Annotated in this window: 21 protein-coding genes; 15 read left to right on the plus strand and 6 right to left on the minus strand. The window is 36.6% G+C overall.

The window, feature by feature from the left end; all coding sequences use genetic code 11:
* Positions 1-67: 67 nt before the first annotated feature.
* The 5 genes from lepB to ACM03V_RS09785 all read left to right on the plus strand — a co-directional run bounded on the left by lepB (position 68) and on the right by ACM03V_RS09785 (position 8,000).
* Positions 68-745, plus strand: a complete 678-nt coding sequence (lepB, locus tag ACM03V_RS09765; RefSeq protein ID WP_414620570.1) for a signal peptidase I — start codon at positions 68-70, stop codon at positions 743-745.
* 722 nt (positions 746-1,467) lie between these two features.
* Positions 1,468-3,324 (plus strand): EAL domain-containing protein, encoded by a 1,857-nt coding sequence (locus ACM03V_RS09770; RefSeq protein WP_414620571.1) that lies wholly within the window; start codon positions 1,468-1,470, stop codon positions 3,322-3,324.
* 305 nt (positions 3,325-3,629) lie between these two features.
* Positions 3,630-4,976 carry a response regulator gene (locus ACM03V_RS09775; RefSeq protein ID WP_414620572.1) on the plus strand — a complete coding sequence of 449 codons (1,347 nt, stop codon included), beginning with the start codon at positions 3,630-3,632 and terminating at the stop codon, positions 4,974-4,976.
* A 63-nt stretch (positions 4,977-5,039) separates the two neighbouring features.
* Entirely contained in the window at positions 5,040-6,191 is a 1,152-nt protein-coding gene (gene ldpA / locus ACM03V_RS09780) for a circadian clock protein LdpA (RefSeq protein ID WP_414620573.1), read from the plus strand.
* Between the two features lie 60 nt (positions 6,192-6,251).
* Complete coding sequence (locus ACM03V_RS09785; RefSeq protein ID WP_414620574.1) at positions 6,252-8,000, plus strand: R3H domain-containing nucleic acid-binding protein; 1,749 nt, start codon at positions 6,252-6,254, stop codon at positions 7,998-8,000.
* Between the two features lie 472 nt (positions 8,001-8,472).
* On the opposite strand, the gene tnpA is transcribed toward ACM03V_RS09785, so the two are convergent.
* Positions 8,473-8,886, minus strand: coding sequence for an IS200/IS605 family transposase (gene tnpA / locus ACM03V_RS09790; protein ID WP_414620575.1), 414 nt, complete (start codon positions 8,884-8,886; stop codon positions 8,473-8,475).
* A 333-nt stretch (positions 8,887-9,219) separates the two neighbouring features.
* On the opposite strand from tnpA, the gene bioA reads away from it, so the two are divergent.
* The 3 genes from bioA to ACM03V_RS09805 all read left to right on the plus strand — a co-directional run bounded on the left by bioA (position 9,220) and on the right by ACM03V_RS09805 (position 12,477).
* Positions 9,220-10,497: an adenosylmethionine--8-amino-7-oxononanoate transaminase gene (bioA, locus tag ACM03V_RS09795; protein WP_414620576.1), complete on the plus strand. Its 1,278-nt coding sequence runs from the start codon at positions 9,220-9,222 to the stop codon at positions 10,495-10,497.
* Between the two features lie 63 nt (positions 10,498-10,560).
* Positions 10,561-11,412: an NgoPII family restriction endonuclease gene (locus ACM03V_RS09800; protein ID WP_414620577.1), complete on the plus strand. Its 852-nt coding sequence runs from the start codon at positions 10,561-10,563 to the stop codon at positions 11,410-11,412.
* 18 nt (positions 11,413-11,430) lie between these two features.
* Positions 11,431-12,477, plus strand: a complete 1,047-nt coding sequence (locus ACM03V_RS09805; RefSeq protein WP_414620578.1) for a DNA cytosine methyltransferase — start codon at positions 11,431-11,433, stop codon at positions 12,475-12,477.
* A gap of 68 nt (positions 12,478-12,545) precedes the next feature.
* Here ACM03V_RS09805 and ACM03V_RS09810 read toward each other — a convergent pair whose 3' ends face one another.
* A complete protein-coding gene (locus tag ACM03V_RS09810) occupies positions 12,546-13,343 on the minus strand; it encodes a PhzF family phenazine biosynthesis protein (protein ID WP_414620579.1) in 798 nt (265 codons plus the stop codon).
* 50 nt (positions 13,344-13,393) lie between these two features.
* Entirely contained in the window at positions 13,394-13,600 is a 207-nt protein-coding gene (locus ACM03V_RS09815) for a GntR family transcriptional regulator (RefSeq protein ID WP_414620580.1), read from the minus strand.
* A 194-nt stretch (positions 13,601-13,794) separates the two neighbouring features.
* Here ACM03V_RS09815 and ACM03V_RS09820 point away from each other — a divergent pair, with 194 nt between their 5' ends.
* Complete coding sequence (locus ACM03V_RS09820) at positions 13,795-14,052, plus strand: hypothetical protein (protein ID WP_414620581.1); 258 nt, start codon at positions 13,795-13,797, stop codon at positions 14,050-14,052.
* A gap of 18 nt (positions 14,053-14,070) precedes the next feature.
* On the opposite strand, the gene ACM03V_RS09825 is transcribed toward ACM03V_RS09820, so the two are convergent.
* Entirely contained in the window at positions 14,071-15,393 is a 1,323-nt protein-coding gene (locus tag ACM03V_RS09825; RefSeq protein ID WP_414620582.1) for a GIY-YIG nuclease family protein, read from the minus strand.
* A 493-nt stretch (positions 15,394-15,886) separates the two neighbouring features.
* Between ACM03V_RS09825 and ACM03V_RS09830 the strand changes: the two genes are divergently transcribed.
* From ACM03V_RS09830 to ACM03V_RS09840, 3 genes are all read left to right on the plus strand, one after another.
* Positions 15,887-16,057 (plus strand): hypothetical protein, encoded by a 171-nt coding sequence (locus tag ACM03V_RS09830; RefSeq protein WP_414620583.1) that lies wholly within the window; start codon positions 15,887-15,889, stop codon positions 16,055-16,057.
* 125 nt (positions 16,058-16,182) lie between these two features.
* Positions 16,183-16,980 (plus strand): peroxiredoxin-like family protein, encoded by a 798-nt coding sequence (locus tag ACM03V_RS09835; RefSeq protein WP_414620584.1) that lies wholly within the window; start codon positions 16,183-16,185, stop codon positions 16,978-16,980.
* Between the two features lie 354 nt (positions 16,981-17,334).
* Positions 17,335-17,517 (plus strand): hypothetical protein, encoded by a 183-nt coding sequence (locus tag ACM03V_RS09840; protein ID WP_414620585.1) that lies wholly within the window; start codon positions 17,335-17,337, stop codon positions 17,515-17,517.
* Positions 17,518-17,924: 407 nt separating this feature from the next.
* Here ACM03V_RS09840 and ACM03V_RS09845 read toward each other — a convergent pair whose 3' ends face one another.
* On the minus strand, positions 17,925-19,025 hold the full coding sequence (locus ACM03V_RS09845) for a glutamate--cysteine ligase (protein ID WP_414620586.1): 1,101 nt from the start codon (positions 19,023-19,025) through the stop codon (positions 17,925-17,927).
* A gap of 237 nt (positions 19,026-19,262) precedes the next feature.
* Positions 19,263-19,433: a hypothetical protein gene (locus ACM03V_RS09850; protein ID WP_414620587.1), complete on the minus strand. Its 171-nt coding sequence runs from the start codon at positions 19,431-19,433 to the stop codon at positions 19,263-19,265.
* A gap of 350 nt (positions 19,434-19,783) precedes the next feature.
* Here ACM03V_RS09850 and ACM03V_RS09855 point away from each other — a divergent pair, with 350 nt between their 5' ends.
* The 3 genes from ACM03V_RS09855 (at position 19,784) to obgE (ending at position 21,968) form a co-directional block, all read left to right on the plus strand.
* Positions 19,784-20,473 carry a Mo-dependent nitrogenase C-terminal domain-containing protein gene (locus ACM03V_RS09855; protein ID WP_414620588.1) on the plus strand — a complete coding sequence of 230 codons (690 nt, stop codon included), beginning with the start codon at positions 19,784-19,786 and terminating at the stop codon, positions 20,471-20,473.
* A 77-nt stretch (positions 20,474-20,550) separates the two neighbouring features.
* Positions 20,551-20,889: a four helix bundle protein gene (locus ACM03V_RS09860; protein ID WP_414620589.1), complete on the plus strand. Its 339-nt coding sequence runs from the start codon at positions 20,551-20,553 to the stop codon at positions 20,887-20,889.
* A 38-nt stretch (positions 20,890-20,927) separates the two neighbouring features.
* Entirely contained in the window at positions 20,928-21,968 is a 1,041-nt protein-coding gene (gene obgE / locus ACM03V_RS09865) for a GTPase ObgE (RefSeq protein ID WP_414620590.1), read from the plus strand.
* The last annotated feature ends 131 nt before the right edge of the window (positions 21,969-22,099 follow it).

Below are 22,099 nucleotides of genomic sequence, written 5' to 3' on the forward strand. Positions count from 1 at the left end.
TAAATGCAGTCTCCCTAGCAATAGCCTTATTTTTGGAGCATAATTTAGTTTCTACTTAAGTAATTACATGCGAAATCCAGTGTCTGACCGCCACTCTAACCAACAACCCGACAATTCCTGGTTTTTTGAATTAGGTAAAACAATCGGATTAAGCATCGTGCTTGCTCTTTCGATTCGCACCTTTGTTGCTGAAGCTCGATGGATTCCTTCTGGCTCGATGGAACCAACTTTGCACGGTACTCCAAATCAGTGGGAGGCAGACAAAATAATTGTTGATAAGTTAAGTTATAACTTTTCTGTTCCTCAGCGGGGAGACGTTGTAGTCTTTTCTCCTACAGAAGAACTACAAAAAGAGCAATTTCAAGATGCCTTTATTAAGCGGATAATTGGTTTACCTGGAGACAAGGTACAGCTAAAAGATGGCAAAGTATACATAAATGATAAGCCGCTACAAGAAGAGAAATACCTCGGTGGCGTACAAAATACATCGGTTGATGTTTGTACCTCAGCACCCGTACAGCCATTTCTATCTAAAACTCAGACTATTCCATCTGGTTCCTATTTAGTATTAGGAGATAATCGTGGGAGTAGCTACGATAGCCGTTGTTGGGGTGTTGTGCCTCGCGAAAATATTATTGGTCGTGCCGTACTTCGTTTTTGGCCTCTAAACAAAGTCGGTGGAATCGATCAAACCCCGCTTTACGATAACCAAGAAGCATCTCAAGAAAAAAATCAAGTTAAGTAAATAACTATATAAATATATATTGCTGCCTTTTTTCGCGTAATTATTTTGCATGAAGGGCAGCTAATTTTTTTGTCCATAAACGATTACTTGTAATTTATATTAAGCAACACCTATGCTGCTCTCCGACTCTTTATTATCATATCAATTTATTTTGATATATATTCTTTTTAGATTCTAATCAAAATAACTATTAGTTAGCTAAGACTATAAAGATATTTTAAGTAAAAAAGACAATATTATTTTTAAGTTATTTGTAGTTTGATATACATTACAGATATTATGAATTTGGATAATACTATACAGATGTAATTTATTTTATAAGTATACTGAGTAAAAAAATACTTACATTAATTACGTATTGATTGTTTAATACATTAGTACAAAAATGTTAGCCAAGTCGATTCCAACTTCCATTGATCGCAATGTAATAGACATCTCCGGAAAACATTTATATGGTTTTAAATTTACAGATTTACCTAACCCCCCTGCCCCCCTTCCCGGAGCAGGGAAGTGGGGTTTTAAAGCCTCTCTCCTTGCAGCTTTAGTGGTTTGGAGAGAGGTTTTTTTCCTAACCGGAGATGTCTAATGAAGAAAACATCTTTTAAAGTTATAACAGTTATTTAAATGGCTTTATCAATTAAAAATATGAAATTCAAAATTGAAGCGAGCCAATGATGATTAAAGTTTAGAAATTTAGCTTTTAATAATAGCTTGAATAAATTATGGCATTGACTCCAAACAATACAGGTAATGGCTTGTCAGACAGTAGTTATCAAGACATTTTAATTATTGACGATACAGCAGATAATCTCCGAATTTTATCTTCAATTCTAGCTAGAGTCGGTTATCAAGTTCGTAAAGCATTAAACTGGCAGATGGCTTTTACTGCTTGCCAAACTCAATTGCCAGATTTGATTTTACTCGATATTATGATGCCGGAGGTAGACGGATATGAGATTTGTCAGCGTTTTAAAGCAAATGTTGCAACCGCCGATATACCAATTATTTTTATCAGCGCATTAGACGATATTTTCGATAAAGTCAAAGCCTTTAAAATAGGGGGTGTAGATTATATTACTAAACCATTTGAATTTGCAGAAGTGATAGTAAGAGTGCAAAATCAGCTTGATTTAAGAAGCGCTAAATTAGAAATCTTAAAGCTTAACGATCGACTTGAAGAAAGAGTTAAACAGCGTACCATAGAACTGGAAAATACTCTACAAAAACTTCAAAGAGAAATTAATACTAGCCAGGAGTTGCAAACTAAACTACTTGAAAGTGCTTTGCGCGATAATTTAACTAGCCTACCGAATAGAGTACTTTTTTTAAATAGATTAGAACAAGCATTAAATCGCGCTAAATTAGAATCTGACTATCACTTTGCCGTACTTTTTATAGACTGCGATCGCTTCAAAAATATTAATGATTCTTTAGGGCATTTAGTAGGAGATAAATTACTGATTGCGATAGGCGAACGCTTGCAAACTTCTTTATCACCATTTGATACATTAGCAAGATTGGGCGGCGATGAATTCGGCATTCTTTTAGAAAATGTTTCGGATATCGAGATGGTAACTTCCATTGCTGAACGTATCATCAACTCTTTAAATCAACATTTTAATGTATCTAGATACCAGGCATTTGTTAATGTAAGTATAGGTATAAATTGGGGTAATAATAATTATGAAAAACCAGAATATCTACTTCGAGATGCTGATACAGCTATGTATCGTGCAAAAGCATTAGGTAGGGGAAGATTCCACGTTTTCGATCCTCAGATGCATCAGGAAGCTATCCAAATATTAGAGCTAGAAAACGATCTAAGAAGAGCAGTAAATAAGCAAGAATTAATTGTTTACTATCAGCCAATAATATCTTTGGATACAGGTAAAATTGCTGGATTTGAAGCACTTGTCCGCTGGCAACACCCGCTCAAAGGTTTAATTTTACCGACGGAATTTATACCTGTAGCAGAAGAAACAGGTTTAATTCATGCTATAGATACTTGGGTATTAAAAACAGCCTGCAATCAATTACGTATTTGGCAAAATCATCCAGTAGTTCCAAAACCTTTACATATCAGTGTCAACTTGAACGCAAAATTATTTTTACAGCCAAACTTTCTTGCTCAAATTGACCAAATTATTTACGAAACTAAAATTAATCCTGCTTTTTTAGAACTAGAAATCACAGAAAGTGTAATTATGGAAAATAACGTGGATGTAAAAACAACTCTTCAAGAACTAAAACAGAGAAAGATTAAGTTAACTATGGATGATTTTGGTACTGGTTATTCTTCTTTAAGCTATTTACATAACTTTCCTTTGAATACTCTTAAAATAGATAAATCGTTTTTAAGTTTAATGCAGAAAAACCATGAAAACATGGGTTTGGTTCCAGCAATGATTGGTATAGCTCATTCGATGGGGATGAAAGCAATTGCTGAAGGGGTTGAAACTTCCGAACAATTATCGCAAATTCGAGAGTTAAATTGTAATTTTGCTCAAGGAAATTTATTTTCTGTACCAATGGAGCCAGAGCTAATGCTGGATTTGATGTTGGCAGCACTTCAATGGTGAATAAATAGGCAAATGCAGTACAACCAATGAAAAATAAGTTTGTTATCTAATATACTTATAAAAGAGGACGAATAAAAGTAAATATGTCAGTAGCAAAGATTACCTAACTCTATTGTGCTAGTTATATAGAGTGATGGAGTCTTAACCATGACTTAAAGTAGAATCTAGCATTGAAGTAAGTTTTATCAGTATAGGTACTGTGGATTATACTGTTTCAGTGGTAAATGAAATGGCAATAGATTTAATTATTTATTCAAATATTTTTGCAAAAATAACAATCTCAAAAGTTTATTTTTAGGTAGCAAATGTATTCTCATATAAATGACAAATTAAATATATTATTAGTAGATGATACTCCAGACAATTTGCGTGTTTTGTCGGCGATATTAACAACAAAAGGTTACGAAGTTCGCAAAGCTTTGAACGGTAAAATGGCATTAAATGCTTGTCAAATTCTTCTACCAGATTTAATTTTACTTGATATTAATATGCCAGACATGAATGGCTATGAAGTTTGTCAAAAATTAAAAGCTGACGAAGCAACGAGGGTCGTTCCAATAATATTTATCAGCGCACTAGATGACGTTTTAGATAAAGTTAAAGCTTTTGATGTAGGAGGTTCGGATTATATAACCAAACCTTTCCATACAGCAGAAGTAATATCAAGAATAGAAAATCAAATTAATTTACGTTCTTTACAAATCAAACTCAATCACAAAAATATTTACTTACAAAAAACTTTAGAAGATTTGAAAGCAGCCCAATTACAGCAAATCCAAAATGAAAAAATGGTTGCTTTAGGACATTTGGTAGCAGGTATTGCTCATGAAGTGAATAATCCTGTTAGCTTCATCTACGGTAATTTGGAATATGTTCGTGATTATGTTGGTGATTTAGTTAATTTAGTTGAAGCGTATCAGCAGGAATATCCAAATTCTACTAAGAGAATTCAGAAAATAGAAAAAGAGATAGACCTCGATTTCTTGATAAATGATTCACAATCTTTAATGGATGCAATGTATAGAGGAGCAGAGCGCATCCGTTCGATTGTACTAGCTTTACAAAACTTCTCCAGACATGACCAAGCTTCTTACAAGCGAGTTAATATTCATCAAGGCATAGAAAGTACTTTGCTAATATTGCAGCATCGGTTTAGAAAAACGAATTATCGTGATTCAATAGAGATAATCAAAAAATACGAGGATTTGCCGCCCATCTTTTGTTATCCAAGCCAACTAAATCAAGTATTTATGCATTTGTTAAATAATGCCGTTGATGCAATAGATTTGCAAGCAGAACAATCTCAAGCAAAAAAAAAGGGAGAAGGATTTACTAAGGCTCATACTATTTGTATCGGTACTTCTGCAATTAACAACGATAGTGGTGTGAGAATTTCTATCGCAGATAATGGCATGGGAATACCAGAGAAGGTTCGCTCTTTCATTTTCGATCCTTTCTTCACCACAAAGCCTGTAGGCAAAGGCAGTGGGTTGGGATTATCTATTTGCTACCAAATTATAGTAGAGAAGCATTCGGGAAAAATAATTTATAATTCGACTCTTGGAAATGGAACAGAATTTGTTATTGAAATTCCAACCGTACCAACCAGGGATTTACATACGTCTAGAGAAAAAACGCTGGGAAATTTTTGAGCATTGTAATTAAATTAAGAATTTACATCATCTATTTTTTCAGTCACGTAGCATAATAGAAGTGTGACCGATCTATTTAACCCCCTACTATCGCTAAAAGTTGGTCGCTGGTTCAAGCTGATTTGTGGAGCCAGCTTCCAACATCTGCCTGCGGTTAGAAGTTTAACATTAGCTTATACGCTAGCTGGTGCTGACTGCATAGATGTAGCTGCCGATCCGGCTGTTATTGCTGCCGCTCAAGAAGGATTACAAGCTGCTGCGACTTTGGGTGTTGCGGCCCAGAAACGAGGCTTTGCCTATCAAGGAAGACCTTTGTTAATGGTTAGCTTAAATGATGGCGAAGATCCACATTTCCGCAAAGCAGAATTTGATTCTACTAAATGTCCTTCTACTTGTTCCCGACCGTGCGAACGCATTTGTCCCGCACAAGCAATTACATTTGATAGTATCAAATATAACTTTACTGGAGTTCAGTCCGATAAGTGCTATGGCTGCGGTCGTTGCATTCCAGTATGTCCGTATGGTAAGATAGAGACAGTATCTTATGCAACAGCTAATGGAGCAATCGCACCTTTGATACTGAAATCTGGAGTAGATGCCGTAGAAATTCATACAGCTGTCGGGCGTTTGGCGGAATTTAAGGAGTTGTGGCAGACAATTTCAACCTATGCCGAGCATTTAAAGTTATTAGCCATTAGTTGTCCTGATGGTGAAGGGATGATTGACTATCTACATAATTTGTATGATATGATCGCCCCGCTTAATTGCGTGAATGTATGGCAAACCGACGGTAGGTCGATGAGCGGTGATATTGGCTCGGGCACTACATTAGCTGCTGTGAAATTAGGTAACAAAGTATTGAGAGCAAATATACCAGGATATGTGCAGTTGGCAGGTGGTACTAATAGTTACACCGTGCCAAAATTGAAGGCAATGAAATTGTTGAAGGAATCAAAGAACCACAGAAGTATGAATATGAGAGAGAATAATGTTATCTCTCGTACATCAGGTTCGAGAACTGAAGCATCCATTGCCGGTGTTGCCTATGGTAGCTATGCCCGAAAACTGCTTTCACCAGTTTTGGAAAAATTAGAAGAAAAGGAGGTGAATGTTGAGGATGTCAAAGTAATTGCTCGAAAGCTCGAAGAAGAACCCACGCTGCTTTGGCAAGCCGTTTCGCTTGCACACGAATTAGTTTCCCAGCTCAAAGATTAAGTGCGACAGATGAGCTTTGGCTCGTCGTCCTCTATCTCTAAAAACGTCACCATAAAAAGCATGACGATTACAGACGATCTCCGAAAATTATTAGCGATATTGCCCCAAGATTTGAGGCAGATGCTCGAACAGCATCCTCAAAGAGATAGTTTAGTAGAAGTGGTCTTGGATCTGGGTCGTCGCCCAGAAGCACGATTCCCGGATGGAGCCGAATATCTAAGCGAAATACCCGTTACTCAGCAACAGATAGACGATTGCATTGTACGAGTAGGTACTTTCGGCGGAGATAATCGAGCAGGAATAGAGCAGACTTTACATCGGATTAGCGCTATTCGCAACCGCACCGGCAAGATTATAGGTTTAACCTGTCGTGTCGGACGTGCGATATATGGAACGATTAGCATGATCCGCGATTTAGTCGAAAATGGTCAATCAATTCTCATGTTGGGTCGTCCAGGCGTGGGAAAAACTACTGTTTTAAGAGAAATAGCCCGTGTCTTAGCGGACGATCTTGATAAAAGAGTGGTGATAATTGACACTTCCAATGAAATTGCTGGAGATGGAGATGTTCCCCATCCAGCCATTGGTAGAGCCAGACGGATGCAGGTTTCTCATCCCTCCGAGCAGCATCAAGTAATGATTGAGGCAGTGGAAAACCATATGCCCGAAGTAATCGTAATTGATGAAATTGGTACGGAGTTAGAAGCATTAGCATCTCGTACTATAGCCGAACGTGGCGTGCAATTAATCGGTACGGCACACGGTAATCAAATTGAAAACTTGATAAAAAACCCTACACTTTCAGATTTAGTAGGAGGTATACAGGCTGTAACTCTGGGAGATGATGAAGCCAGAAGGCGAGGCTCTCAGAAAACAGTTTTGGAACGCAAAGCGCCTCCTACCTTTGAAATTGCAGTGGAAATGCAGGAAAGGCAGCGCTGGGTAGTTCATGAAAGCGTTGCTGACACTATAGATAATCTTTTGAGAGGAAGACAGCCAACCCCGCAGGTGAGAACCATAGATGATGGCGGTAAGGTGGCGATCGCCCGTCAGTTAACCGCTATCAACGGTGGAGCCTCACAAACCGATCGAGGAGAAGAAACTTTTCGCGGGCGAAGCTCTAATAGAACCAATGGTTGGAGAGCATCCGGGCAAATGCGTCCTTTGGTGCCACTAAATGCGGAATACCAAAATGGAAATGGTTCCGGACGTAGTGAATTTGACCGCCTATTAGATCAATCTTTCAATAACTCTAATGGTTTTGAGAGCAATGGGCATAAGGACTCCGGGCCAAACGGTGAAGATTTACCCTTACATATTTACCCCTACGGCGTTAGTCGCAGTCAACTAGACCAGGTAGTTGGGGTACTTCATTTGCCAGTAATGTTAACAAAAGATATTGATAGTGCAGATGCAATTTTAGCATTGCGATCGCACGTCAAAAACCATGCGAAATTGCGGCAAATGGCGAAAGCCCGTCAAGTGCCGATTCACATGATCAAGTCCAGCACGATTCCACAAATTACTCGTGGTTTGCGTCGTTTATTAAATATCGACGAACCAGAAGTTGGTGACGAGCATGAATTACAGCTATTTCTTCACAACGGCAGCGATGATGAAATGGACGCTTTAGAAGAAGCTAGACTTGCGGTAGAACAAATAGTAATTCCCAAGGGGCAGCCAGTAGAATTACTACCGCGTTCTTCGCAAGTGCGTAAAATGCAGCATGAATTAGTCGAGCATTATCGACTCAAATCAAACAGCTTCGGGGAAGAACCAAATCGAAGGCTAAGAATTTTTCCTGCCTAATTCCCTATCTCTATTTATTTAAAAGCGTGCGTCACAATAAACCCCTTCTTCTTTTTCGGAGAGGGGGATTATAATTTATGATTCTTGATTACAGACAAGAATACTATTATAGCACTAATTTAAGAGAAAGTTAATTGATGGTTAGATTATGTTTGTTTTTTGGTTAATTTTTTGATTGGTGGGTGGAAATAGTTTGAATAATCTGGCGGTTGAAACCGCTGCTACAAAAAGAAACCCACCTGCGTGGGTTAAAGGAGTTAGTAATTTAGTTCCCAAGTTAGAATTATCAATTTGTATATACATAATCTGGCGGTTGAAACCGCTGCTACACAAAGCAAAACCCACCTGCGTGGGTTAAAGGAATTAACTGTGATTTAATTCCCAAGTTAGAATTATCAATTTGTATATACATAATCTGGCGGTTGAAACCGCTGCTACACAAAGCAAAACCCACCTGCGTGGGTTAAAGGAATTAACTGTGATTTAATTCCCAAGTTGGAATTATTGATTTTTGCTGATGGTGAATTGCTTGATTTCTGATGTAGTTCGCTACTTGATCTATAGCATCGTGACTGACGGTAAATGCTCCGTAACTTCCTTGCCATTTAAAAAATTCACCCGGTTTGATGTCATGGGTGACAAGATGTGAAGAACTACCTTTGATATTTTTGATAAAGTTCGATACTGATAAAGTAGGAGGAAGACCTGTTAATAAATGTATGTGGTCTTCAACTCCACCAACAGCAATCAATGTGCATCGCAATTCTTGGCAATGTTTAATAATTGCACCATAAATATTTTTTTGAATGTCAGGGGTGATTAAAGGTAATCTATCCCAAGTTGCCCAAACGGCGTGTAAATACAATTGGGTGAAATTGGATCTCATGTTATTAATGTTTTTGAAATTGGTAATTAAAAAACTGGTGATTTAGAACCTGGCGATTGGAAATCGCGGCTACACAAACGAAGTCCGCCTGCGCGGACTAAAATTGATTCAAATTCGATAACATACATTATGTTCTTCTTTTTTAACCCACGCGGGTGGGTTTTGGCTGTGTAGACGCGATTTGAATCGCCAGGTGATTCAAAATTGATTCAAATTCGATAACATACATTATATTCTTCCCAAACCCACGAAGGTGGGTTTTGCCTGTGTAGCCGCGATTTAAATCGCCAGGTTTAATCAAATTTCAATCCCCAACCCCCCCAAAAATACCCAATGCACCCCCATATCTGGTATCCCTTCACCCAAGCAAAAACATCTCCTCCACCTTTAAAAGTAAAATCCGCTCGTGGAATTTGGCTGGAATTGGAAGATGGGCGCAAAATAATGGACTGCATTTCTAGCTGGTGGGTAAATATTCACGGGCATTCACATCCTAAAATTGCTGAAGCGATTTATCGTCAAGCACAAGAATTGGAACAGGTAATTTTCGCTGGATTTACTCATCAACCAGCGGAAACACTCGCAGAAAAATTAGTTAAACAACTTCCAGAAGGATTAAATCGGGTTTTCTTTTCCGATAACGGCTCAACTGCTGTAGAAGTTGGACTGAAAATGGCTTATCAATATTGGGTAAATCTTTCGCAGCAGCGTCAGAAATTTATTGCTTTTGAAGGAGCGTATCACGGCGATACTTTTGGAGCAATGTCTGTAGGTTCGCGATCTATTTTTTCTCAAGTTTTCTCGAATATGCTGTTTGAGGTGGATTTTTCACCTTTTCCCGAAACTTATATCGGTGACACTTCAATTGAAGAAAAGGAAGAAGTAATTTTAACTCGCTTAAAAGAAAAATTAAATCAAAATCCTCAAGAGTATGCTGGCATTATTATTGAGCCACTGGTGCAGGGTGCTGGTGGAATGCGGATGTGCAGGGTAGAGTTTTTACGGAAATTGCAGCAATTAGTTGAACAATTTGATACCTTATTGATTTTTGATGAGGTAATGACTGGGTTTGGTAGAACTGGAGATTGGTTTTCTTGCATCAAAAGTCAAGTAACTCCAGACATAATTTGCTTATCCAAAGGTATTACCGGGGGATTTTTACCTTTATCAGTAACAATATGTTCTGAGAAAATCTACGATACTTTTTACAGCGATGACCCCATAAAAACCTTATATCACGGTCATAGTTACACGGCAAATCCTTTAGGATGTGCTGCTGCTTTAGCTTCTTTGGAATTAATGGTAGAAAATCAATCTAAATTTAGCAGTATGGAAGCGAAACATTTACAGCATTTTGAAATTTTACAAGATAATTCTAAAATTGAAAAGTTACGGGTAACGGGTACGATTGCTGCAATGAATATTGTGAATAAGCAAGAATCGGGATATTTGAATCAAGTTGGTTTGCAAATTAGAGAAAAAGCTTTAGAAAAAGGTTTGCTTTTACGTCCTTTGGGAAATGTACTTTATATAATGCCGCCTTACTGTATTACTGATGAGGAATTATCAATGGTTTATCGGGGGATTTATGAGATTTTGAAGAGTATTTAGATTGAATATATTTTACCTGATAATTTATATTTAATATAGTATAAATTAATTCAGGTGCTATGAATGGCTAATATTCTTAAAGCAATTAAAACGATTATTGAGAATCCTATTTCAGATCTAGTAAATTATTATCAAGGTAAAAATAGAATCAATAGCGTAGGTGATGCTTTAGAATGTTTTATAAAAGATATATTTTCTGAAGCTTTAGACGAAAACGACTTAAACCTTAAAAATCAAAAATATTCAGAAGCTTTTTCTTACATAGGTAATCAGAACAATCCACCTGATATAATCTTGAAGAATAGTGATGCAATAGAAGTTAAGAAGATAGAATCACTGAAATCAAGCATTGCGTTAAATAGTTCTTATCCTAAATGTAAATTGTACTCTGACGAACCAATGATAACGAATTCTTGCCGTAAATGCGAAGATTGGCAAGAAAAGGACATAATTTATGCGATTGGAGTTGTAAAGGACAAAAAGCTGCAATTGCTGTGGTTGATATACGGTGATTGCTATGCTGCTGATAGAGAAATATATCAAAGGATTCGCAATAAAATTAACAGTGGAATAACCGAAATTCCAGACGTTGAATTTTCTGAAACTAAAGAGTTAGGAAGAGTAAATAAAGTAGATCCTCTAGGCATCACATATTTAAGAATACGAGGTATGTGGGGAATTAAAAACCCTGTATTTGTATATGATTATCTTTTTGAAAATATTGACATCAACACTTTTAAATTAATAGCAATAATGAAAAAAGAAAAATATTTATCTTTTTCTTCTGAAGCAAGAAAGCTTATAGAAATGATATCAGATCAAAGTTTCACAATCGAAAACGTAAATATTAAATCTCCAAACAATCCGGCTCAACTTATTTCTGCTAAAATGATTAGCTATAGAATTAATAATTAAATTTATCATTGTTAAGTCATGAATGTTGTATCTTTATTTTCAGGTTGCGGAGGATTGGATTTAGGCTTTCAGCAAGCTGGATTTAATGTTGTTTGGGCAAATGAACATGATAAGTCAATCTGGGATACTTATGAATTTAATCACCCGAATACCCAATTAGATAAAAGAGATATAAGAAAAATAGTCCCCGATGATATTCCTGACTGTATTGGTATTATAGGTGGCCCACCTTGCCAAAGTTGGAGTGAAGCTGGAGCGCAAAGAGGTATTGATGATAGTAGAGGTCAATTATTTTTTGATTATATTAGAATTCTCAAAGAAAAAAAGCCTTTATTTTTTCTAGCTGAAAATGTCGGTGGCATTTTAGCGAAAAAACACGATCGAGCATTTACAAGTATTTTGGCTCATTTTAAAGATGCTGGATATAAAGTCACCTATAAGTTATTGAATGCTGCGGATTATTTAGTTCCCCAAGATAGAAAACGAGTAATTATTATTGGTTATCGAGAAGATATTGGTGGAAGATTTGAATTTCCCTATGCAATCAAGAATCAATTGACTCTCCAAAATGCTATTTACGATATTAAAGATATTGAAGCTATTGCAATAGATTCTAAAATCAATGAAAGTAATACATTAATACCAAATCATGAATATAAAGAAGGTAGCTTTTCTAGTATTTATATGTCTCGAAATAGAGTAAGAAGTTGGAACGAAGCATCTTTTACAATACAAGCTGGTGCTAGACACGCTCCTATGCATCCACAAGCAAATAAAATGATTTGGGTTGAAAAAGATAAATGGAAATTTGATGAGCGATCGCCAAAACCATATCGAAGATTATCTGTTAGAGAATGTGCGAGAATTCAAACTTTTCCAGACAATTTTATTTTTAAGTATAAGTATATTGGTGATGGCTACAAAATGATCGGAAATGCCGTTCCCGTCATGTTAGGACAAATATTAGCAGAAAAAATATTTGTAGATATAAAACAATATCTAGATTTGGGATTTTGCAATGTTTTACGTAAAGAAGATATTCCTAAACAATTAACTTTATTTTAAGCAAATATGAATAAAAATATGTTATTAGTTACGCTTTAGCGCTTCTTCCCGGATGCGCTAAAGCGCAACTACGAACCTATTAATTCTCCTCGTAAAACTGTAACAGCTTGTCCCCTCAAATAAACTCTATCTTCACCGGAATATTTTACTTTTACAACACCACCTCTACTTGATGCTTGATAAGCTAAAAATTCATCTTTATTTAATTTATTTCTCCAATAAGGTGCGAGACAGCAATGTGCAGAACCCGTTACGGGGTCTTCATTGATACCTAATCCCGGACAAAAGAAGCGCGATACAAAATCATATTCCGAGCTACTTTCAGCAACGCTAGTAACAATAACTTCTGGAAAATGTTTTGCTAAAATTGTAAAATTTGGTTCTATATTTCTAACTAATTCTTCGGATTCAACTTCTACTAAATAACCCAGAGAATTTTTCACTACTGTTTTAACGGGTACTCCCAAGGCTTCACTAAGTTCCATAGGTGTAGAAATAGCTTCGGAAGGATTCGCGGGAAAATCTAATTCAATCCAATCTTCTTGTTTTTTGGCAATTAATAAACCGCTTTTGGTATGAAAACGGGCTGATTCGTCGGCAGAAAGATGATTTTCCGACCACAAAACGTGAGAACTTGCAAGGGTGGCGTGACCGCACAATGGTACTTCTGTTGCTGGAGTAAACCACCTTAGACTGTAACCGTCTTCTTGTTTTACTAAAAATGCGGTTTCGGATAAATTCATTTCCTTTGCTACGTTTTGCATCCATTCGTCATCTTTGGGGGAAGGTAAAACGCAGACGGCAGCGGGGTTTCCGGTGAAGGGTTTGTTGGTAAATGCGTCAACTTGGATGATGGTTTGTTTCATGTTTTAAATTTAGTTTTGATCGAGGAAGAATAATATATTAAACAAGTAATTTAACGCAAAGTTTCGCCAAGGTTAGCGCAGAGTTTCGCTGAGAAATGCTCTTTAAGTATTTTACCTTGTAAATTCTCTGCTAAAGAACGAATTGAAGGTAAACGTTCTTCTGGTTGTAATGCTCCAGATTTAATTAAACGAGTGATTCTGTCTTTAATTTGTAAATAGATAGGTTTGCGTGACTTTCTATCTAAAGGAATCTTCACGGCTCAGTATTTATAAATCTCTATGTGGAATATATGTGATTTTGTACAGTTATACACGGTACAGTTAAGAGTTTTTTGACTAGAACAGTTGTATAAGTTTGTAATTGTACTAGTCAAATAAGGCAAATCTGTACCTTTTCGGATAATCAATTGTGAGAGATTGTTGAATTAATTTCAATTGTCTTAACAATACAATGAATAAAAACATCACCAATAATGAAATGATTGGATTAATATATGGTTTTTTTGGTGTTCTTGCATTAAGGATAGTTTTGGCAACACCTCCCGTTTGGTTAAATATTGCAATGACTCGGCTCATATTTGAGTTTTGTTTACCTGCCCCGTTACCACTAAAGATAACTGGTGATGAAGCAGTTGGTGTTGTTTCTTTTAGGGATGGAAATGCTGTTTTCGTTGAAATTTTTGAGAAACCAAAAACTGGGTTTTCATAGTCCTAATATTACAAGAGTTTAGCTGTTATTTGTTTGTAGCAGCGAAGATAATGAATTATGCTGTAGCCATGCAAATAATTTTATACTTGCTGTATCATTTGGCTTTGATTTATATTCTCCACTTTGAATTTCTTCAAGCAGCTTACCTCCAGGGTTTGCTTGCAAAATCAAATGCTCGAACATTTCCAACGGGAGTAATACACTCTCAACTTCTACATCGTCTTCATTAAAAATAATGGTTTCAAATCTAAATTTATAACCACACCATTTGATAGTAGGTAGACGTTCGACGCAATCTTCAAGGTTTTTTACTATGCACTCACGTACTGGATCGGGATTTTTTCGTCCATACATTATCCACCAGTAAACGTTATGCCGGATAAAATTCTTCCCATTAGTGTTGTGGCATACCTCGATTTCTACACCATCAACATACAAGAACTGACGAGTCATCGCTCTAGAAAAGCCTTCAGGCATTGGTTCTAATTCCTCCCAAGGTTCAACTTTAACTATATCTTTAGAATTCTCTTGATTAGAATATTTATTAACAAGCTCTACTGGAATAGGATCATCTTCTAAACCACCTAGATCGGAGATATCTTCTTCAAGATTTGGTACATTCTGTATAAGTGTTTCTATTTGCTCATGACTAAAAGCCATAAGTTCTACCCCAGCAACGGTTCGGCAAACTGAATCATTCATAAAGTGAACTAAGCCTTGAAATGGAGATAAGTCTATTCTTATACCGTTATATTCGGTTTCCCAATATCCAAATTTACCTCCAGATTTAGGAGTTGTTTGGTACTCTTTCCATTTCAAAGAACTAGCTTTTTTATTTATATTTTTAAATGTAGACCGTATACTACCTGATACACCTCGAAGACCATAAACAGGATATAGCAAATATATTGTTGGTGGTTCTTCATCTGCAATTGGGTCAAACCCAAAAATCATAGTGTTAAACTTGGATAGCTGATAAAGACTCTGCTGTAATGCTGTTAAAGCTGGAGTAATTTTTCTAACTGGTGTTACTACTTTTGACCAGTTTAACGGCGGCTTATATAAATTTATAAACTCATTTTCGAGTTGTGAAAGGATTTTTATCTCATTGCTACAACTTATCCAGCTAATTGTAACGCGGGTTTTTCGATTAAATCTTTTCAGTTGGTTAAATCGATGATGTTCTCTCCATCTTTCAACTAAGTTGACAGTTCTACCGATATAAATAATTTGACCATTACTATCAGATACAAAATAGATAGCTGCACATGATGGTAATTTATGTTTTTCTAACAAGTAAACCGATGGTAGTTCAGAGATTTTGATATTTCCTGATAACATTGTATGAATTAAGTGGCTTCCAAATAAAAAAATATCCAATAAGTAGGGTTGCGCTGGAGTCTTCTACCGGAAACACCCTACATTTTTTTCCGCACCATAAATTAAAAGGGTGCGGCTATGAATGAGAAGACGAAGAATAAGCTTTTTAGGCAAGCGCGTACAATTTTTTTGCCTTCCCCTTAATTATTAATATGCACATCTTCGAGTTTAGAGGCAACGATTAAAAGAAGTTGATTATTAATTTGAGTTTATATCCCCTAATGGAGCGGTACACCTTACAGGAAGATTTAACGCTACCAAAATTATCTAATCGAAACAAATCCTCATCCTAAGACTTTTGATTAAAGAAACTACGACTAGAGGATGAATTGAGTATATTAACTTTTATGAACTTTTGATATTTACAATCTTTAATTACCCTTGTCATACTTAAAGAAGCTATAAAGTCAATCAGAAAAATAAAGATTTTACAATTCTTACATGGAGTTTTATCATGGAAAATACTATCCAAAGAATCTTTGCAACTCGTACAATTACTCGACATGACCAAAATTGGTTGTGCAAAATAATGCTATTTGACAAACCTCTCAACTACGAGCAAAATAAAAAAATTCGTAAATTGTATGATTTTGTACGCATGGAATTTGTAAAAATTGTCGATTAAATAATCAAATTTCGTTACCGAACGAATTAGCGAATTAGATCATTTGCACCTGTTTAAACAAGCAATCGTGAATTGTGAAGGTGAAAGTCTTAAAATAATATTTGAACCATTAAGGCTAACATCTAATGAATACCCAAACACGCTTTAACTCTCCAGATGTTTACTCTACTTTGAGTGTCGCTAACTGTCTGCGAATCAGCGATGGTGAAATAAAACCCGTTTTAGATGGCTGCTCGAATGCTTCAAAATTACTGGTACTAATTTGGTCGCAATTGGGGGATTTTGATAATTTAGAATATGCTTGGTGGCTGCAAAGAGAAAGATATAAGCTGCAAGATAAAGGAATTACTATTCGCGCTATCGGAATTGGCGATCGCAATTCCGGCATTAAGTTTTGTAATTACACTAAATTCCCCCAAGAATGGCTATTCGTAGATTCGCAAGCTGAAATTCACGCCAAGTTAGAACTTTATCGCGGCTTAAATATAAACTTTCCTCTGCTATCAAGCTCACAAAAGGCTTGGCTCAATTTAATGTTGATGTGTGCCGGGATTGGCAGCCGGGGAACTTTGGCGGAAGTTTTTAGGGGTTACAAAGGAGATAAAAAAGCACCTCAACTAATTGGCGATGAAGAAGTTGTTCGCGATACACCGCTACCAGATATTAAAGGTTCGTTTTTCAACGCTGCTGGGGGAAAAGGTTTTCAGCGCCCTTTTGAACTTGCAACTCTACGTTTGCGAAATATGACTGAGGTTTTAAGCAATTGGAATACTTACGTTCCCGATTCGACTTATTTGACACAGCGAGGAGGAACTTTTTTGTTTGATTCCAATGGAAATTTGATTTACCAACATCGTGATAAAGGTATTCTTGGTTTTGCTGAAAATATGAGCAATCCTTTATCTTTTTTGTTTGACGTGTAAATTAAATACTATGTCAGGATTTTATGAATAAGCTATTAAACAATAATTATCTATTAACTAGAATTAAATTTACTCAAATATTTTGATTTCCTAAGTAAACAAACTTAGTTAATTAGTTTTTGTATCAGCAACTACTAATTACCAAAATTCTCCGCGTAAATATATTTACATTCCCTGACTTTTAATCCAAAAATAACCAATTTCTTTTCAAAAATTGTTTTGGAAGTACTTACAATTCCTGAGAACTGATGTATATCTGAATATAGTTTACTATCATATTTTGTAAAGCTGCATACAACTTGCCACAGTTGTTGCTATAAAATTGCAATAGTCCTTGAAGTCGTCAAATTTATCATGATTAAAGTATCATCCACTATGCCCTCCTTATTATTTACTGACAGTAAAACAAAGGATGAAGAAGACAATTACCAGTCTGAAGAGTATCTAGCTAAACTCCAAGATTTAATTAGCGAACGTTGGGAAGATGTTTGGCAGGAAGTACAAGCAAGAAAGCAGGAAGAATTGAAGCTTAATTAGCTTTACTTGAATAAAAAAAGGGCTATAGGATAAAGGTAAGAATCGTCTTTAAGTCTTTCTTTCCCTTATCCTTTAACCTTTAACTAGTTCTTAATCTTGTAATAGTTAGCAAATAACCGTTAAGTAAGTCGGCACAAACAAATACTGCGATATAACAAAATGTAAATCAGCTTCTCTTTGAGAAGGCACTTACAGATCTAGCTAGCACTTACGCGATCGCAACGAAGCGCGTAGCGTGTCCTGTAAGGGAAATAAAATTAGGTATTCCCAACGTTAAGATCCCCCCCAACCCCCCTTTAAAAGGGGGGGCTTCGCGTAAGTCCTAACATCTACAAAGCTTTACCCCTACTGCCTACTCCCAATTGCATACTGTCCGATCCTAATTACGATTTTCAACGCCAAGTTACTTAGTTAATGTAAGTTTGTTTTAGCGTTGCTTCTATAGAATTAGTATTTTTGTACAGCCTAATAAGTTCGTGTGCTGGTGTTTCTCGCTTTTCTAAAAAAGTTTTCAAAGGTGCGAGTAAATTTATATCGGGGTCATTTTTTAACGTAGTTTCTACCACTTGCAGAATCAGTTTTGCATTTTGAAAAATTTCTTCGTTATCAAACCCTTCTTGTGCAGAAAGTTGGTGTTTTTGGGCATCGGGTACGATTGCTCTACCAGATAACGATTCGTCTAAAACAATACCTTTTAATAAAGCTAATAAAGCAGCATACATAGAGAAATTGCTACAGCTATCAAAGGCTTTGAATTCAATTCGACCAATTTCTGCGGGAATGCGAGCAATTTTAGTCAGAGATGGAATACTTTTGATTAGTTCTTGTTGCTTTTCCAAGAATACCATCGCCGCAGGTCTTCTTCCGGTTCTCACAAAGGTTCGTACACTAAAACCTTCCCATAAACGACCTTGATAAAAAGGAGAACTGTAACTGAAAGGTATAATATAAGGACTATAATAAGTCAGCTTTTTACCAATATCAATAATACGCTCGGTACTTAAGCCTACCATCGAAATATTCAAATCTGGGCCATAAGTAAGCATGGGAATATTAGCAGTTTGCTTCTCAGGAGAAGCCTGTCTTCGTTTCGTTTCATACTCGTTTAAAGGTGGATTCGGTGCGAATGCATCGTAGTGAGGATTGAAACTGATTAATGCTGGTGAAAAACCATATTCTGCTGCTGTTTCTCTCAACAAACGGAAACTTTCAGATAACTCAGCGATCGCACTATGAATATCGGGATTTATAGTTGTTCTAATTTCGATTCCTTTGGGTACGCATTCGATCACTTTTTCAGAATCAGCGAAACGTTCAAAACCTTCTATATACCAACGCTTCTGCTTAATTCCAGCGTCTCCGATGCGTAATTCGGGGTAATCATCTTGATAGACAGGTAACTTTTCGACTATTTGGTTAAAATCATTAAATTTTACGTTAGAAAAATCAGCAAAATTTCCAGCATTATTAATGAAAGCAACCTCATGTTCGATGCCAAAATGAAACATTATTTATTCCTTACGAGCAGTTAGTAATTGTGGTTTAAGCGATTTGACATCATGTCAAACCATAGGAATTTGTGAAGGTAATAATTTCATCACAGTTAGGATCAAAGTTCCAATTGTGAATCTGACGAATATGTGAAATACAGACTGTCAAAATTTACTGACATCTGTTTTATTAATCGCTTTTGTCTTTTCACCATCAGCGACAATATAAAATCATAAAAATTCTCAATAAGTTTATCAAAGAGTTGTTAAATTTGCTGTTTGCTTAAATACATCTGGAAGTATTGTCTTAACTGAATTGAAGACGGAAAGTTTTTCAATGGATTCACGTTCAAATTGTTTACCTCTTCCTAAAAGGGAAATTAATAGTGTTTGTTCAGCAGTATCGAGATTGAGTTGGGTTTTCAAAATGTACCTTTTCACGGTATAAATACAATTTTGCTTTCAAACAGATAAAAATTTAATTAAAAATAATTATCAATAATACCATTAAAATTAATTTACATCAATAGGAATTATGTATTAAGTTAAGACAGGCAAGTGTGTTTTGAAAAAATCAAGATAATCCTTGAAAACCAATACAAGCAAAGATTTTATTGCAAATTTTGCTACTTGAAAAATTTAATAAAGGAAAGCGCGATCGCACTTATGTATATGTCTAGCAAAAAACTTTTTTATAAAAATTGGCAATAAGTTGAAAAAAACGGTGGGAGATAGCGAGCTACCATTGTATTGCAGGAAAGTTAGAGAAGTGAGTTATGACCATTGCTGTTAAATCTCCCTACAGCAGCGAGCAAATATCCGCTTGGCTGCGTGGACTGTTGACTATTGCTTGGGCTGACGGAAACTTTGACGAGCAAGAAAAGCAATCGATAAGTGCGATCGCCCAAGACGAATTAGTCGGGGGGATGAATGTTGAATCATACGAAACGATAACGCCAGAAGAATTAGCTGCTGTTTTTGGTAAAAATACCTCTATAGCAGAGAACTTCTTGCGAACAGCGGTAATGGTAGCCATCGCCGACGGAATTTATTCTCCCAGCGAAGACGAGCTATTGCACAAACTGTGTGAAGCTCTCGGAGAGCCGAAAAATCTGCTGGAATCTCTGCGCCACACCTTAGAAAATCCTCAACCAGTAGAAGCTGCTTCCGGGGCTGCATCATCTCTGATACGTCCAGTAAAGCCGCCCATTGAAGCCTTAAATCCTCTACGAGATTGGCTTGATGGTTTGGATGTCGAAGATCCCAAAGTCGCCCGCTTTCTATGCAAAATGATTCCCAATCAATGCCCTTTCGAGCGGGATGTCAAGCTGTTCGGACGCAAAATTGTACATATTCCTCCCTTATGTAAAATAAATCCGCTTTACGAACAACTCGTAGGTTTGCGTTTCCGCGCTTTGACCTATTTAGCAGATGATTGTAAAGAGGATATTTCGGAATATATTTAGTTAATAGTTGTTAGTTGTTAGTGGTTAGTTGTTAGTTATGGAGACAAATGGCTCTTATGAGGTTTCAGGATTTAAGGGTGTATCAATTATCTGAGCGATTAGCCGATAATATCTGGGAAATTGTTAAAAGATGGGAGTCATTGCCGATAGATACTGTTGGTAAGCAGATGATTCGTTCGGCAGACAGTGTAGGTGCGAATATTGCTTTATGTATAGGTAGAGGAACTAATAAAGAAAACAAGCGATTTATTCGGATTGCGAGAGGTTCCTTGTACGAAACTCAACATTGGCTAAGACGCTCCTATCATCGTAAACTTTTAACAACAGAGCAGATAGAATCGCTAAAATCAATCATTGATAACCTAGCACCTCAATTAAACTCATACCTCAAGTCAATTCCTGACTCTAACGACTAACAACTAATAACTAATAACTAATAACTAATAACTAAATTATGCAATTTATCGATCAAGCAAAAATTGAAGTAGAAGCAGGTAAAGGCGGTGATGGTATTGTTGCTTTTCGTAGAGAAAAGTATGTACCTGCTGGCGGCCCTTCGGGAGGTAATGGAGGACGCGGTGGTTCGGTGATTTTAGTTGTTTCTGAAAACCTACAAACCCTGCTGGACTTTAGATACAAGCGTCGTTTTGTCGCCCAAAATGGCTCTCGCGGTGGCCCGAAAAATATGACAGGTGCATCTGGAGAGGATTTATTAATTGAAGTTCCTTGCGGTACTGCTGTCTACAATGGCGAAACTGATGAGTTAATTGGCGATTTAACTAAACCCGGACAAACTTTATTAGTTGCAGAAGGCGGTAAAGGCGGACTGGGAAACAAATATTTTTTGAGCAATCGCAACCGCGCCCCGGAACACGCTTTACCGGGATTAGATGGAGAAATTAAAGCCTTACGTTTGGAGTTAAAACTATTAGCTGAAGTTGGAATTATTGGATTACCAAATGCTGGTAAATCAACTTTAATTTCGGCTTTATCGGCAGCACGTCCCAAAATTGCCGATTATCCTTTTACAACTTTAGTACCTAATTTGGGAGTAGTTAGAAAACCAACTGGTGACGGTACGGTTTTTGCTGACATTCCCGGATTAATTGAAGGTGCTTCGCAAGGTGCGGGATTAGGACATGATTTTTTGCGTCACATCGAACGTACCCGCTTATTGCTGCACGTAATTGATGCAACCAGCGAAGATGTAGTTGGCGAGTACAACACGATTGTTCAGGAATTACAGACATATGGGCGGAAATTGCGAGACAAAACCCAAATTATCGCCTTGAATAAAATTGATGCTGTTGATAAAGAAGGCGTGGATTTAGAAGCATTAGCAACTCAGTTAAATCATCTTTCTTTTGCACCAGTTTTCATAATTTCTGCCGTGACTGGTGAAGGTTTACAGCCAATGTTGCAGCAAATTTGGGATACTCTCGATGCTTTGAATGCTAATGAACAGGAAATTGAAATAGAAGTTTCTAACGTGTGATAAATGTAGGGTGTGTTATTGCGCGATGGCTAATTCCGATAATCACAAAAATATATATTCGCGCTTAACGCACCGTTTGAATTTTGTGCTGTAAATTCAAAAATATTTTCAGATTAACGATCGAACAAATC

Origin of the sequence: Calothrix sp. CCY 0018 (assembly GCF_963920925.1) — a bacterium.
Classification (GTDB): Bacteria; Cyanobacteriota; Cyanobacteriia; order Cyanobacteriales; family Nostocaceae; genus Rivularia.

Excerpts from the sequence above, each read along its gene's own strand:
- lepB (WP_414620570.1), top strand. The coding sequence starts at position 68 with ATGCGAAATCCAGTGTCTGACCGCCACTCTAACCAACAACCCGACAAT.
- ACM03V_RS09770 (WP_414620571.1), top strand. The coding sequence starts at position 1,468 with ATGGCATTGACTCCAAACAATACAGGTAATGGCTTGTCAGACAGTAGT.
- ACM03V_RS09775 (WP_414620572.1), top strand. The coding sequence starts at position 3,630 with ATGTATTCTCATATAAATGACAAATTAAATATATTATTAGTAGATGAT.
- ACM03V_RS09785 (WP_414620574.1), top strand. The coding sequence starts at position 6,252 with ATGACGATTACAGACGATCTCCGAAAATTATTAGCGATATTGCCCCAA.
- tnpA (WP_414620575.1), bottom strand. The coding sequence starts at position 8,886 with ATGAGATCCAATTTCACCCAATTGTATTTACACGCCGTTTGGGCAACT.
- bioA (WP_414620576.1), top strand. The coding sequence starts at position 9,220 with ATGCACCCCCATATCTGGTATCCCTTCACCCAAGCAAAAACATCTCCT.
- ACM03V_RS09800 (WP_414620577.1), top strand. The coding sequence starts at position 10,561 with ATGGCTAATATTCTTAAAGCAATTAAAACGATTATTGAGAATCCTATT.
- ACM03V_RS09805 (WP_414620578.1), top strand. The coding sequence starts at position 11,431 with ATGAATGTTGTATCTTTATTTTCAGGTTGCGGAGGATTGGATTTAGGC.
- ACM03V_RS09810 (WP_414620579.1), bottom strand. The coding sequence starts at position 13,343 with ATGAAACAAACCATCATCCAAGTTGACGCATTTACCAACAAACCCTTC.
- ACM03V_RS09820 (WP_414620581.1), top strand. The coding sequence starts at position 13,795 with ATGAATAAAAACATCACCAATAATGAAATGATTGGATTAATATATGGT.
- ACM03V_RS09825 (WP_414620582.1), bottom strand. The coding sequence starts at position 15,393 with ATGTTATCAGGAAATATCAAAATCTCTGAACTACCATCGGTTTACTTG.
- ACM03V_RS09830 (WP_414620583.1), top strand. The coding sequence starts at position 15,887 with ATGGAAAATACTATCCAAAGAATCTTTGCAACTCGTACAATTACTCGA.
- ACM03V_RS09835 (WP_414620584.1), top strand. The coding sequence starts at position 16,183 with ATGAATACCCAAACACGCTTTAACTCTCCAGATGTTTACTCTACTTTG.
- ACM03V_RS09840 (WP_414620585.1), top strand. The coding sequence starts at position 17,335 with ATGATTAAAGTATCATCCACTATGCCCTCCTTATTATTTACTGACAGT.
- ACM03V_RS09845 (WP_414620586.1), bottom strand. The coding sequence starts at position 19,025 with ATGTTTCATTTTGGCATCGAACATGAGGTTGCTTTCATTAATAATGCT.
- ACM03V_RS09855 (WP_414620588.1), top strand. The coding sequence starts at position 19,784 with ATGACCATTGCTGTTAAATCTCCCTACAGCAGCGAGCAAATATCCGCT.
- obgE (WP_414620590.1), top strand. The coding sequence starts at position 20,928 with ATGCAATTTATCGATCAAGCAAAAATTGAAGTAGAAGCAGGTAAAGGC.